Raw genomic sequence first — 13,144 nt, 5'->3', positions numbered from 1 at the left:
ATACATTGCCATTTTGTCAGACTTGCCCCAGTTGCGGCGCAATACCACCGTCACTATTGTGGCGAATCCCTGCCTCCTTGAGGAAACCACATGACCCTGCCGTTCCGGACTCCGTCGCGTGCCCTGGTGTTTGCGATCGCCGTTGCCGCAGGATCCGGCCTGGTTCAGGGGCCCGCGGTCGCTGCGGCAAGCGGGCCGTTTCTCGCGCATCAGGCGCTCTACGACCTCAGCCTGGTGAAATCGCGCGGCTCCAACTCGGTCAGCGATGCGCGCGGGCGCATCCTCTACAATTTCTCCGGCAACTCCTGCGAAGGCTACACCTCCGAATTCCGCCAGGTGTCCGAGCTCGACAGCGGCGAGGGCAAGGTGACGCTGTCCGATCTTCGCTCCACGTCCTGGGAGGACGCGTCGGGCAAAAGCTACCGCTTCAAGATCGACACGCGGATGAACGACAGCGAATCGTCGCCGGTCGACGGCATCGCCGAGCGGGTCGGCGATCATATCACCGTGAAGCTGACCCAGCCGGTCAAGAAGACGTTCAATATCGACGGCAAGATCGTGTTCCCGACCGAGCAGATCCAGCACATCATCGCTGCCGCCCGCGACGGCAAGTCGGTGCTCGAGCAGACCGTCTATGACGGCTCCGACAACGGCGAGAAGATCTACAACACGCTGACCGTGATCGGCCGGCCGATCACAGGCGACCGCGCGCCGTCATCGCCCGATCCGTCGACGGCGAGCAATGCGATGAAGGCCATGACGCGCTGGCCGGTGACGGTGAGCTATTACGACAGCGACGCGCGCGCGAAGGACGGCGAGCAGACGCCGGTCTACGCGATGTCGTTCGAGCTGTACGAGAACGGCGTCTCCCGTGCACTGGTGCTGGACTACAACGATTTCGTGATCTCGGGCGCGCTGGACAAGTTCGACGTCAGGGATTCCAAGCCCTGCAAGTGAGGGCTGGCTATCGCCACCCACTCAGCGTCGTCCCGGGCAAGCGAAGCGGGACCCATCACCACAGGGGTGAGTTGTTGAAGGGGGCTGTGGCCCCAGCGTCGCACAACAATCACCTTCGGTGGATGGGTCCCGGCTTTCGTCGGGACGACGGCGGAGCAAGCCCGAGCACTCCACGACACCGCACTGGCCGGAACCGTCCGGCACGAGTAGGCTTCCCACAAACACGCGTGTCAGGGAGGCACCTCATGAGCGAGCTCAACCACCTTCGCCCCAGCGGCCTGCATCACAATCCGGCTTACTCCCACGTCGTCGTCGCCTCCGGCGCGCGCACGATCTACATTTCGGGACAGGTCTCCGTCGACGAGGAGGGCCGCGTGGTCGGCGCCGGCGATCTCGCCGCGCAGACGACGCAGGTGATGCAGAACCTCGGCATGGCGCTGAAGGCCGCCGGAGCCAGCTATTCCAATATCGTGAAGATCACGACCTTGGTCGTCGGCTACAAGCCGGAGCTCCGTCCCATCATCGGCAAGGCACGTTCGGCGTTCTTTGAGGGCATGGAGCCGCCGGCCTCTACGCTGGTCGGTGTCACCGCGCTCGCGGCGCCGGAATGGCTGATTGAGATCGAGGCGGTTGCGGTCGCGGATTGAAGGGCTGCGCAGTCGTCGTGCGCGGGCTCGACCCGCGCATCCATCGCTTTTCAAAGAGTCCTCGTTGATGGATGGCCGGGTCAAGCCCGGCCATGACGACCGATTACTCTTCCGCGCTCTTCTGCGGCCCCTCATAGGCAATGCCCCTGATCACGGCGGCATTGCCGAACTTCTTGCGCAGATTGTCCATCGCGCGTTCGGCGTGCGCCGAGCGGCGGTCGAGCATGTCGGAATCGTTGGCCTGCGCGCCCGGGCGCAGCGCGCTGACGCCGGTGCCCATCAGGCGGAAGGCGGTGCCGTCGATTTCCTTCGCGAGCATCTCGCGCGACACCGCAAAGATCTTGGCGGCAAGCTGGGTCGGGGTCTGGATCGATTGCGAACGGGTACGCTGGCGGAAGTCCGCGGTCTTCAGCTTCAGCGTGATGGTGGACCCCGAGAGCTCGCTGGTCTTCAGCCGCGCCGAGACTTTCTCCGACAGTTTCCAGAGCAGTCTTTCCAGCGTTGCGAAGTCGCGGATGTCGGTCTCAAAGGTGGTCTCGCTCGAGATCGTCTTGGCGCCGCGATCGGCCACCACGCTCCGGTCGTCGATGCCGCGCGCGAGCCGCCACAGCCGGCGGCCTTCGCTCGCGAACTGCTTCATCAATTCGTTCTCGTCGGCGCGCTGCAGGTCGGCAATGAGGCGGAAGCCGCGCTGCACCAACTTCTCCTGGGTCGCGGGGCCGACGCCGTAGATGAACCCGACCGGTTTGCTGGCCAGCATCTCGCGCGCCTCGTCCTGGTCCAGCGCGGCAAAGCCCCTCGGCTTGTCGAGGTCGGAGGCGATTTTGGCGAGGAACTTGTTGCAGGACAGGCCGACCGACACCGTGATGCCGATGTCGCGCTCGACATCGCGGGCGAATTTGGCGAGCACCTTGGCCGGGATCATGCCGTGGACGCGCTGCGTGCCGGCGAGATCGAGGAAGGCTTCGTCGATCGACAGCGGCTCGACCAGCGGCGTCAGCGCCTGCATCGCCTGCCGCACCTCGCGCCCGACCCGGACATACTTCGCCATGTCCGGCGGAATCACGGTCGCATCCGGGCAGAGTTCCTGCGCCTTGAACATCGGCATCGCCGAGCGGACGCCATAGGTGCGAGCAATGTAACAGGCGGCCGACACGACGCCGCGCTTGCCGCCGCCGATGATGACCGGGCGGTCGGCGATCTCGGGATTGTCGCGCTTCTCGACGGTGGCATAGAACGCGTCGCAGTCGATGTGCGCCAGCGCCAGTGCGGGCAGGGCGCGATGACGCACCAGCCGCGGCGAGCCGCAATGGCTGCATCGCTTCACCTTGATATCGAGGTCGCCGAGGCAGTCTCGGCAGAAACTGAGGGGGCCGTCGGAAGCTGCCGCTGCCGTCGTCACGGCACGTCGCGCTCCCATTTCGGGTCGCCCAGCGCCTGATGGGCGGCGGCGATATTGGTCGGGTGCAGTTCCGAGGCCCTGGCAAACGCCTTCACGGTGGCGTCGTCGCGCATCACGAAATCGAGCACGCTCGCAAGAAATTGAGGGTTGGACGCGGCGTTCCGCAGCGTCTCTGGACCGATTCCGGTTTCAGCCAGGAACAGGCCCAGCCGCTCGGGATCGCCGGCAATGAAGCCGAGCGCCTGAATCGCAACGATTTCAGCAACTTCCCGGGGGTTGTGAACAGGCTTTTTCAACGCGCCGGTTTGCCTTTCCGTTAACTTATGGTCTCTATTGAGAGGCCCATCATGCCCGAGTCTTCCTCATGTGTTCAAGCAACGGAAACCACGCTGCGGAAGTTGGACTTCGGGTTAACGGGTTAGAGCGATTCTGGCGCTAGTTTGAATTCACATTTTCGACGCGCCCCGAGCGCGGTGCGTGAGGTACCGCAGCCGGGCCCGTCTCCTGGGTTTGGGAGGGACGGGATGGCCAAAACCGTCCTGATCGTGGAGGACAACGAGCTCAACATGAAGCTCTTTCGCGATCTGTTGGAAGCGCACGGCTATCAGACTTCGGGCACCAGCAATGGCTTCGAAGCGCTCGACCTCGTCCGCAAGCTGCGCCCCGACCTCATCCTGATGGACATCCAGCTACCCCAGGTTTCCGGCCTGGAGGTCACGCGCTGGATCAAGGACGATCCCGATCTGCGCGCGATTCCGGTGGTCGCGGTCACCGCCTTCGCCATGAAGGGCGACGAAGAACGTATCCGCGAGGGCGGCTGCGAAGCCTATTTGTCCAAGCCGATCTCGGTCGGCAAATTTATTGAGACTGTCCGACGCTTTATCGGATAGGGGAGTTGTGGTGCAATGTCCGCGCGTATCCTCGTGGTCGATGACGTTCCGGCGAACGTCAAGTTGTTGGAAGCCCGTCTGTCAGCCGAATATTTCGATGTGTTGACTGCCTCCAACGGGACCGAGGCACTGGAAATTTGCGCACGCGCCGAATGCGACATCATCCTGCTCGATGTCATGATGCCTGACATGGACGGCTTCGAGGTCTGCCGCCGGCTGAAGTCGAATCCGGCGACCCATTTCATTCCGGTCGTCATCGTCACTGCGCTCGACAGCCCGGCCGATCGCGTGCGCGGCCTTGAAGCCGGCGCCGATGACTTCCTGACCAAGCCGGTGTCCGACGTCGTGCTGATCGCGCGCGTGCGCTCGCTGACGCGGCTGAAGATGATGACCGACGAACTGCGCATGCGCGCCATCACCTCGCTCGAGATCGGCATGCAGGCGCCCGAGCGCAGCGCGATCGCCGACAAGGGCACCGGCGGCCGCATTCTCCTCGTCGACGACCGGCCGTCGTCCTACGAGAAACTGGCGCCGATCCTCTCCGCCGAACACAACGTCGACGTCGAGATCAATCCGTCGGAAGCCTTGTTCCACGCCGCCGAGGGCAATTACGACTTGCTGATCGTGTCGCTCAGCCTCGACAATTACGACGGTCTGCGGCTGTGCAGCCAGGCCCGCTCGCTGGAGCGCACGCGCCAGGTCCCGATCCTCGCCATCTCAGATGCCGACAACAACACACGGCTGATGCGCGGGCTCGAGATCGGCGTCAACGACTACCTGCTGCGTCCGGTCGACAAGAACGAACTGTTGGCGCGGGCACGCACCCAGATCCGCCGCCGCCGCTACACCGATCATCTGCGCGACAATGTGCAGAACTCGATCGAGATGGCGATCACGGATGCGCTGACCGGTCTCAACAACCGGCGCTACATGGAAAGCCACCTCGCGACGCTGGCGGAGCAGGCCTCGATCCGCGGCAAGCCGCTGGCGCTGATGATCCTCGACATCGACTACTTCAAGGCGATCAACGACACCTACGGCCACGATGCCGGCGATGATGTGCTGCGCGAATTCGCCGTCCGTATCCGCAAGTCGATCCGCGGCATCGATCTTGCCTGCCGCTATGGCGGCGAGGAGTTCGTGATCGTGATGCCCGAGACCGACCTGCATGTCGCCGGGATGGTCGCCGAGCGGCTGCGCCGCTCGATCGCGGGCGAGCCCTTCACCGTCGACAAGGGCGGCAAGCGGATCACCGTCACGATCTCGATCGGTCTCACCACGCTGGAGCGCAAGGGCGAGCAGGTCACCGATGTGCTCAAGCGTGCCGACACTGCGCTCTATCGCGCCAAGCATGACGGCCGCAACCGCGTGGTGTCTGCGGCAGCGTAGCGCGATCTCGTAGCCCGGATGCAGCGAAGCGCAATCCGGGGTATCGCGCCGCTTGCACCAGCTTCCCGGATTTTCGCTGCGCTCCATCCGGGCTACGAAGTGCCCTTAGCGGCCGCGTCTCACCGCGTCATAGGCCATCCGCTTGAACTCGAACGAGAACGGATGGACGAACGCCATCTGGCGCTGCGCCATCATGACGCCGGCGATGCCCGTTTTGGGCGAAATCCACCACTGCGTGCCTGCGACGCCGCCCCAATAGAGCTCGCCGGCGGCGTCGGGATGATCGATCGGGGAGGGGTTGAGGATCAGTCCGCCGGCGAGACCGTAGGTCTTGCCGGGCTGCTCGCCCATCATCGCAAAGCGGATCCATTGGCCCGGCGTGAGCTGGTTGGTCATCGCCTCTGCGATCGTCTCCGGCTTCAGCAGCGTCGGTCCGCCGGGCAGCAGGCTGCGGATCAGTGCGACCATGTCATGCAGCGTCGAGACGAGGCCGCCGCCGCCATTGAAGCGCGGCACCGGGCGCAGATAGGCGCCAGGATAGGGCGCGTTGTCGGTGCGCGTCAGCCCGGGCTTCATCGGGTCCATCAGATCGTCGCCGGCGTAATAGGCGACGAGCCGGTTGTGATCCTTCTCCGGAACATGGAAGCCGGTGTCGACCATGCCGAGCGGATCGAGGATGCGCGCCTTTATGAACTTGTCGAACGGCTGGCCGCTCACCACCTCGACCAGCCGTGCGACCACGTCGATGGCAACGGAATATTCCCACGACGAGCCGGGATGGAACACCAGCGGCAGATCGGACAGACCGTCGACCATGTCGGCGAGCGTCGTCATCGGATTGAGGATCTTGCGCTCGTTGTAGGCCTTGAAGATCGGTGTGCCCGGATCGAACAGGCCGTAGCTGAGGCCGGCCGAGTGGCTCAGCAGATGGCGAATGGTGATCGACCGCTGCGCCGGTTCGGTGTCGTCGATCGACGTCGCGCCCGGCCGCAGCACCTTGCGGTTTCTGAGTTGCGGGATGAAGGTCTCGATCGGATCGTCGAGCCGGAAGCGGCCTTCCTCGACCAGCAGCAGCGCCGCGCAGGAGGTGATCAGCTTGGTGTTGGAGAAGACGCGGAAGATGTGATCGGTGCGCAACGGAATCTGCGCTTCCTTGTCGGCCCATCCGACGCAGCCCGTGTCAGCGATGTCGCGCCCGACCAGAACCGTCCAGGAGATGCCGGACAGGAGATCGTTGTCGATGTAGCGCTGCATGGCCGCGCGCGCCGGCGCGAAATCATAGCCGGTGGCCGTCACCTTCAGATCTTCCATGGTCGTTTCCCCTGTTGTGCCGCAAGTCTTCTAAGTAGCAGGTCTTCGCGCGGTCGCTGCCAATCTCGCCGGACGGAATATCCAGCCGGGAATGCCGTGGCCTGCGGTCGGTGTTAACAACCAAACCTGACTTCCGCACGCAACCGGATTTATCCGGCGCGTTTCTTGCCGGCGGGGGCGGGGCTGCCGACCTTGACGCCTGCATTTGCCAGCAACACGCGCGCGGCTTCCTTGGCCGCGTGCGCCATCGCCGGATCGTCGCGCACCAGATCCTGCGCGATCGAGCCATCGACCAGCAGCGTGAGCTGGGTCGCAAGTCCCTCGGCATCGGCAACGCCGAGCCGCCGCAGCAGATCGCGAAACCAGAGCCGGCGGCTTTCCTTGAAGGCGATTGCGATGTTCCTGAAGGTGCGATCCTCGTCCTCCGGCCCGAGCTCGGCCACCGCGTTCACGAACGGGCAGCCGCGAAAATCCTTCGCCGAGAAGCGCCGCTCCAGCGAATCGAAGGTTGCGAGAATCTGCTCGGCCGGCGGCTTGTCGGAGGGACGCGGCTGCACGAAGCGGCGTTGCAGATAGGCTTCGATCAGCGCGTCCTTCGACGGGAAGTGGTTGTAGAGCGTGCGCTTGCTGATGCCGATCTCGGCCGCGATGGTGTCGACGCCGATGGCGCGAATGCCTTGCAGGTAGAACAGTCTGTCAGCGGTCTCGAGGATCCGCTCCTTCATGGTCTGTTTGGGAGGCGGGGAAGCCATGCGCCAGCCGTGATCCTCTTCGCTTGACAGTCGGCCCCCTGTATAGCCTAAGTGCACAGGTCTGTGTAACCAAAACATGCATGAATCGCAGGCCATGGCACGCGTGCCGTGCCGTTATGGGAGAATAAGAACAATGCCCCTGTTGCAGGTCCTGCGTCCCACCCTTCCCATCCTGATCGGCGCCTCCATCATGCTCACGCTGAGCATGGGGCTGCGGCAGAGCCTCGGCATCTTCATGCAGCCGCTGACGCACGACATCGGCATCTCGATATCCCACTTCACGCTGGCGCTCGCGGTGCAGAACCTCGCCTGGGGTTTTCTGCAGCCGGTCGCCGGCGCGATGACGGTGCGTTACGGCTTTCGCCCGATCATGGTGGTCGGCGCGCTGGCCTACATCGCGGGCCTCGTGCTGATGACGACGGCGCATGGGCTCGTTGCCATCATGATCGGCGCCGGTGTCCTGATCGGCCTTTCGCTCGCCTGCACCGCGAATGCGATCGCAATGTCGGTCTCGGCGCGCGCGGTGCCGGAGACGGTACGCTCGACAGTGCTCGGCATGGTCTCCGCCGCGGGCTCGCTCGGCGCGCTGCTGTCGGCGCCGATCGGCCAGATGCTCAATGAGGGTTTCGGTTGGCGCGTCGGACTTGCCGGCTTTGTCATTCTCTCGATCTTCATGATCCCGGCGGCGTTGTACGCCGGGCGCGTCGACAAGATTCCGCTGCCGAAGCCCGCTGGCGACGACATCGGCAACGCCACCGCGGCGACGGCGGCGAAGACCGCGTTCGGCAACGCAGCCTTCGTGGTGATGACCTGCGCCTACATGGTCTGCGGCATGCAGCTCGTCTTCCTCACCACGCATCTGCCGTCGTATCTCGCGATCTGCGGGCTCGATCCGATGCTGAGCGCGCAGACGCTCGGCATGATCGGCGGCTTCAACGTGCTGGGCTCGCTGTTCTTCGGCTGGGCCGGCCAGCGCTGGAACAAGCTGGCGCTGCTCGGCGCGATCTACATCCTGCGCTCGCTGGCGCTCGCCTGGTACTTCATGCTGCCGGCAACGCCCGGCTCGACGCTGCTGTTCGGCGCGATCATGGGCTTCCTCTGGATGGGTGTCGGTCCGCTGGTCGCGGGCGCGGTGGCCGAGATGTTCGGCTTGCGCTGGCAGGCGATGATCCAGGGCCTCGCCTTCATGAGCCACCAGGTCGGCAGCTTCCTCGGCGCTTACGGAGGAGGGCTGATCTACGACTCGCTCGGCTCCTACACCATGGCCTGGCGCATCGGCGTCGCGCTGGGCCTTGCCGGCGGCATCATCCAGCTCGCCTTCGCGCTGATCCGGCCGGCGCAGCCGCCGCTGCTGAAGGCCGCTTAGCAGAATCCCTGCGAAGCTGGCGGCTGCTCCTTGCGAGGGCAGTCGCCAGATGCTGCCTAGTTTTTGACCGGCCACTTGCCGCAAGAGCGTGCAATGGAGCGCGATGCTGTTCCGGCCGCGGATCGAAGCGATAGCGTTTTCAAAGTGTTACGCGGCGCGCAGTGGTGGCACGAATCTTGTTTCAATTTGGCTAGAAATCGTGCCGGAAACCCTCGCTGAGGGTTCCGGCCTGGGGACTTTGGGAAGGGCTGGCCGCGATGGGGCTAGTCGCCGTCATTCTCCAGCCATCCGCGCACCACGGCCTTTGCCGCGCCGCCGAGCAGGAGGCCCTTGTGCCCTGCGTCGGGCCTGATGCCGCTGCGACTTCGCTGCATCCCGCCACCCGCACCGCGGCACTTCGAGACATCCCGATAGCCGGACGCGCGCTGTCCTTCAGCGCTCACGCTGCGAACGCGCCGCGCCCATTCCGAACGCCAGCATTTCTCTTGTGATGGGAGGTCGATGATGGAGTCTGCGACACACACGCGCCAGAAGCTCGTGAGAATCGTGGTTGCCTTGTTGGGCGTGGCGTTCCTTTGCCTGCTGTTTAACGATCTCGCGCTGGCCGAGGATGCGGCGGCGCCGCCTGCCTGTGGCGGCAAGATTCTCGAGAAGTGCACGCCGAATTCCGGCGACACCGCCTGGATGCTCACGTCAGTCGCGCTCGTCCTGATGATGACGATCCCGGGGCTCGGCCTGTTCTATGGCGGCATGGTGCGCAAGAAGAATGTCGGCGATACCGTGATGACCAGCTTCGCGGTCACCTGCCTGGTCACGATCCTGTTTGCCGTCCTTACCTACAGTCTTGCGTTTCGTGCCGGCACGCCGTTCATCGGCGGCCTCGATCGCCTGTTCCTCAAGGACATCCTGAGCGACATCGGCAAGGGAGGCATCGGCAATCCCAATCCGCTCGCTGCGACGATCCCCGAGTCCGTTTACATCTGCTTCCAGATGACGTTCGCCATCATCACGCCGGCGCTGATTGCCGGCGCGTTTGCCGAGCGGATGAAGTTCTCCGCGATGCTCTGGTTCATCGGGCTGTGGGCGATCTTCGTCTATGCGCCGATCGCGCACTGGGTCTGGGGCCCTGACGGCATATTCTCGGCCGGCAACGACGCTGCGTATGTCAAGGTTCTCGATTTCGCCGGCGGCACCGTTGTGCACATCAACGCCGGCGTCGCGGGCCTGATGTGCGCCATCATGCTCGGCAAGCGCGTCGAGACGGGGCCGGCGCACAATATGGTGCTGACCTTCATTGGCGCCTCGCTGTTGTGGGTCGGCTGGTTCGGGTTCAACGCCGGCTCCGCTGTCACGGCCGGAATGCAGGCGGGCATGGCCATGCTGGTGACTCAGATCGCCACGGCGGTGGCGGGCTTCACCTGGATGCTGGTGGAATGGGCGTTGAAGGGCAAGCCGACCGTCGTCGGAATCTGCTCGGGTGCCGTGGCGGGCCTCGTCGCGATCACGCCGGCCTCCGGTTTCGTCGGGCCGGTCGGCGCTTTCGCGATCGGCATCGCCGCCGGCGTCTGCTGCTACTGGGGATGCACCGGCTTGAAGCGCATGTTCAGCTACGATGATGCGCTGGACTGCTTCGGTGTCCATGCCCTTGGCGGCATCGTCGGAGCGCTGCTGACCGGGGTGTTCGCGGTCGAGCAGTATGGTGGAACGGCAGGTGTTCTGGAAGGAAATCCCGGGCAGTTCCTCAATCAATGCATCGGCGTCGCGACGGTTTTCGTGTATGATGCCGTGGTGAGCCTGATCATCCTGTTCGTGATCAATCTCTTCGTCGGGCTTCGAGTGACGCGGGACATCGAGCGCGAAGGGTTGGATCTGGCACTGCACGGCGAGGTCGTGCAGTAGACTTTGGCGGCATTCCGCGCAGCTGGCGATCTTCGCCCGCTGGCGCGGATTTAAGCTGTTCGAGGTGATCCGATGAACTGGTTCTATTGGAACACAGCGTGGTCGCTGTTCTTCAGCCTCATTTGGTTCATGACGATCACACACAATCCGGATGCAGAGATCGCAGACGCGCATCTGCGTGACGAGGCGTTCAAGGGTTAGCTCCGGTAATAACGCCACATCCTGAGGAACGTCCGGTGGATCTCGTCGGGCGTCCGGTCGAATGGCTCCAGATTGACGCGGACCACGCCACGATGGTCCATGCGCCACGGCAGGCGCATCAACAGCCGGTAGGCCGGCCGCTTGCGCCAATCGGCCACCAGCGCGCTGCCGAGCGGTCCGTTAAGCGCGATCTGCAACTCGTGAACGGTCATCGCGCGCTCAGCGATCTCGACGAGGTCGATGCGCGTGATGGCGCGCCAGCGGATCAGCCCGAAGGCCTGGATGAAGATGCCGTACTGGTTGGCCCCGATCGTCGGACGACCAGCCTCCAGCAGGGGGATGTTGTAATAGGTGAAGCCGCCCGCTGCCGCTGCCGGCGCCAGCCAATAGATCGCGCCCGTGATCCAGGTCGCGGTCAGGAAGATCGCGGCGAGGGCTGCCGTGACATAGACCGGAAAGTAGATGTCCTCGCGGCCGTAAGCGACCGAGTAGCCGCCGACGTTTCCCTCGTCCAAGGTTGCGATCATCTGAGCCCTACGCCCGGGACTGCTCCGGGAATCATGAGGGATGACGCAAGCCTAGAAAGCAAAAACGGGGCCGCGAGGGCCCCGTTTGAAACGTCGGAAGCAGCCGATCTTACTTGATCTTGGCTTCCTTGAACTCGACGTGCTTGCGCGCGACCGGGTCGTACTTCTTCTTGACCAGCTTGTCGGTCATGGTGCGCGAATTCTTCTTGGCAACGTAATAGAAGCCGGTGTCGGCCGTCGACACGAGCTTGACCTTGATGGTGACCGCCTTGGCCATGTGCAAAACCTCGAAAATCGGGGGAATTCGGGAGCCGGCCAAATCGGCCCGCGTTTGGCCCGGAAACTAGCCACAAACCGCTCAAAGTCAAGGATTTCCGAACCAAAACCACCTCGATTCCGGGCCTATTACCCCTCGAAGAACTGATTTTTCGGCCGCGGCAGGCCCAAATTCTCGCGCAAGGTCCGCCCCTCATACTCCGTGCGGAAAATCCCGCGCCTTTGCAGTTCCGGGACCACCTTGTCGACGAACTCGAACAGGCCCTGCGGCAGATAGGGGAACATGATGTTGAAGCCGTCGCTGCCGCGGCCGGTCAGCCATTCCTCCATCTGGTCGGCGATAGTCTGCGGCGTGCCGACGAAGGCGAGCCCGCCATAGCCGCCGACGCGCTGCGCGAGCTGGCGCACGGTGAGCTTGTCGCGCGCTGCGACATCGACGAGGCGCTGCCGGCCGCTCTTGCTGGCATTGGTTTCGGGGATCGGCGGCAACTGTCCGTCGGGATCGAAGCCGGACGCATCGGTGCCGAGGATCACCGACAGCGAGGCGATCGCGCTGTCGTAGTGCACGCGGCTGTCGAGCAGCGCGCGCTTCTCTTTGGCTTCCTCGACGCTGTCGCCGACCACGACGAAGGCACCGGGCAGGATCTTCAGATGCTCGGGATCGCGGCCGATCTTCTCCATGCGGCCCTTGATGTCGGCGTAGAGCTTCTGTCCGTCGGCCAGACTGCCGCCGCCGGTGAACACGGCTTCCGCCGTCTCGGCCGCAAGCTGCCTGCCGTCATCGGAAGCGCCGGCCTGCACGATGACAGGCCAGCCCTGCACGGGGCGGGCGATGTTCAGCGGACCGCGGACCGAGAGATATTTGCCCTTATGATTGAGCACATGCATCTTGTCGGGATCGACGAACAGTCCGGACTCGACGTCGCGCACGAACGCGTCATCGGCGAAGGAATCCCACAGGCCGGTGACGACATCGTAGAACTCGCGGGCGCGCTTGTAGCGCTCGGCGTGCTCCATATGGTCGTCGAGCCCGAAATTCAGCGCCGCGTCCGGATTGGACGTGGTGACGATATTCCAGCCGGCGCGGCCGCCGGAGATGTGGTCGAGCGAGGCGAAGCGCCGCGCGACGTGATAGGGCTCGTCGAAGGTGGTCGAACCGGTCGCGATCAGGCCGATATTCTCCGTCACGGCGGCGAGCGCCGATAGCAGCGTGAACGGCTCGAACGAGGTCACGGTGTGGCTGCGCTTCAGCGCGCTGATCGGCATGTTCAGCACGGCAAGATGGTCGGCCATGAAGAAGGCGTCGAATTTGCCGGCCTCGAGCTTGCGGATCAGCGTCTTGATGTGGTCGAAGTTGAAATTGGCGTCGGGCCAGGCCCCGGGATAGCGCCAGGCACCGGTGTGAATGCTGATCGGCCGCATGAACGCGCCGAGCTTGAGTTGACGCTTCGCCATTGCCCCGTTCCGTCCTTGATGTCGTTAGCGGAACAGATAGGGAGGCGTTTCGCGGCGCGCCATCGGGAAGAT

The 13,144-nt window shown here is 64.1% G+C and carries 14 protein-coding genes; 7 read left to right on the top strand and 7 right to left on the bottom strand.

Annotated features, from left to right (window positions below; genetic code table 11):
* The first annotated feature begins 90 nt into the window (after positions 1-90).
* Together ACZBJS_RS00770 and ACZBJS_RS00765 are read left to right on the top strand one after the other, a co-directional pair.
* Entirely contained in the window at positions 91-957 is an 867-nt protein-coding gene (locus ACZBJS_RS00770) for a cell envelope integrity EipB family protein (protein ID WP_057020803.1), read from the top strand.
* 245 nt (positions 958-1,202) lie between these two features.
* Positions 1,203-1,604 (top strand): RidA family protein, encoded by a 402-nt coding sequence (locus ACZBJS_RS00765; RefSeq protein WP_310885857.1) that lies wholly within the window; start codon positions 1,203-1,205, stop codon positions 1,602-1,604.
* Between the two features lie 103 nt (positions 1,605-1,707).
* Here the strand turns inward: ACZBJS_RS00765 and ACZBJS_RS00760 are convergent, their stop codons facing one another.
* Together ACZBJS_RS00760 and ACZBJS_RS00755 are read right to left on the bottom strand one after the other, a co-directional pair.
* Entirely contained in the window at positions 1,708-3,024 is a 1,317-nt protein-coding gene (locus ACZBJS_RS00760) for a DNA polymerase IV (protein ID WP_316395035.1), read from the bottom strand.
* Complete coding sequence (locus ACZBJS_RS00755) at positions 3,003-3,302, bottom strand: DUF3572 domain-containing protein (protein WP_076834488.1); 300 nt, start codon at positions 3,300-3,302, stop codon at positions 3,003-3,005. The genes ACZBJS_RS00760 and ACZBJS_RS00755 overlap by 22 nt, the downstream gene beginning before the upstream one ends.
* Before the next feature lie 228 nt (positions 3,303-3,530).
* Here ACZBJS_RS00755 and ACZBJS_RS00750 point away from each other — a divergent pair, with 228 nt between their 5' ends.
* Complete coding sequence (locus ACZBJS_RS00750) at positions 3,531-3,896, top strand: response regulator (protein ID WP_028336390.1); 366 nt, start codon at positions 3,531-3,533, stop codon at positions 3,894-3,896.
* A gap of 15 nt (positions 3,897-3,911) precedes the next feature.
* Positions 3,912-5,285: a PleD family two-component system response regulator gene (locus tag ACZBJS_RS00745; RefSeq protein ID WP_168857442.1), complete on the top strand. Its 1,374-nt coding sequence runs from the start codon at positions 3,912-3,914 to the stop codon at positions 5,283-5,285.
* Positions 5,286-5,390: 105 nt separating this feature from the next.
* On the opposite strand, the gene ACZBJS_RS00740 is transcribed toward ACZBJS_RS00745, so the two are convergent.
* Entirely contained in the window at positions 5,391-6,596 is a 1,206-nt protein-coding gene (locus tag ACZBJS_RS00740) for a serine hydrolase domain-containing protein (protein WP_316395031.1), read from the bottom strand.
* A gap of 149 nt (positions 6,597-6,745) precedes the next feature.
* Entirely contained in the window at positions 6,746-7,348 is a 603-nt protein-coding gene (locus tag ACZBJS_RS00735) for a TetR/AcrR family transcriptional regulator (RefSeq protein WP_253623776.1), read from the bottom strand.
* 133 nt (positions 7,349-7,481) lie between these two features.
* On the opposite strand from ACZBJS_RS00735, the gene ACZBJS_RS00730 reads away from it, so the two are divergent.
* The 3 genes from ACZBJS_RS00730 (at position 7,482) to ACZBJS_RS00720 (ending at position 10,814) form a co-directional block, all read left to right on the top strand.
* Positions 7,482-8,714, top strand: coding sequence for an MFS transporter (locus ACZBJS_RS00730; protein ID WP_057020799.1), 1,233 nt, complete (start codon positions 7,482-7,484; stop codon positions 8,712-8,714).
* A 501-nt stretch (positions 8,715-9,215) separates the two neighbouring features.
* Positions 9,216-10,613 carry an ammonium transporter gene (locus ACZBJS_RS00725; protein WP_274612836.1) on the top strand — a complete coding sequence of 466 codons (1,398 nt, stop codon included), beginning with the start codon at positions 9,216-9,218 and terminating at the stop codon, positions 10,611-10,613.
* A 72-nt stretch (positions 10,614-10,685) separates the two neighbouring features.
* A complete protein-coding gene (locus tag ACZBJS_RS00720) occupies positions 10,686-10,814 on the top strand; it encodes a hypothetical protein (RefSeq protein ID WP_256527872.1) in 129 nt (42 codons plus the stop codon).
* Here the strand turns inward: ACZBJS_RS00720 and ACZBJS_RS00715 are convergent.
* From ACZBJS_RS00715 to ACZBJS_RS00705, 3 genes are all read right to left on the bottom strand, one after another.
* A complete protein-coding gene (locus tag ACZBJS_RS00715; protein WP_316395028.1) occupies positions 10,811-11,329 on the bottom strand; it encodes a hypothetical protein in 519 nt (172 codons plus the stop codon). The two genes, ACZBJS_RS00720 and ACZBJS_RS00715, sit on opposite strands and share 4 nt — an antisense overlap.
* A 121-nt stretch (positions 11,330-11,450) precedes the next feature.
* Entirely contained in the window at positions 11,451-11,618 is a 168-nt protein-coding gene (rpmG, locus tag ACZBJS_RS00710) for a 50S ribosomal protein L33 (protein WP_018271988.1), read from the bottom strand.
* A 128-nt stretch (positions 11,619-11,746) separates the two neighbouring features.
* The gene (locus tag ACZBJS_RS00705; protein WP_316395026.1) at positions 11,747-13,072 is read right to left on the bottom strand and encodes an LLM class flavin-dependent oxidoreductase; all 1,326 of its coding nucleotides are present in this window, start codon (positions 13,070-13,072) and stop codon (positions 11,747-11,749) included.
* Positions 13,073-13,144: the final 72 nt, after the last annotated feature.

The sequence above is a fragment of the Bradyrhizobium sp. KZN70725 genome (genome assembly GCF_055264925.1).
The sequence above is the reverse complement of the archived record's forward strand: the minus strand, read 5'-3'. Positions and strand labels throughout refer to the sequence as shown.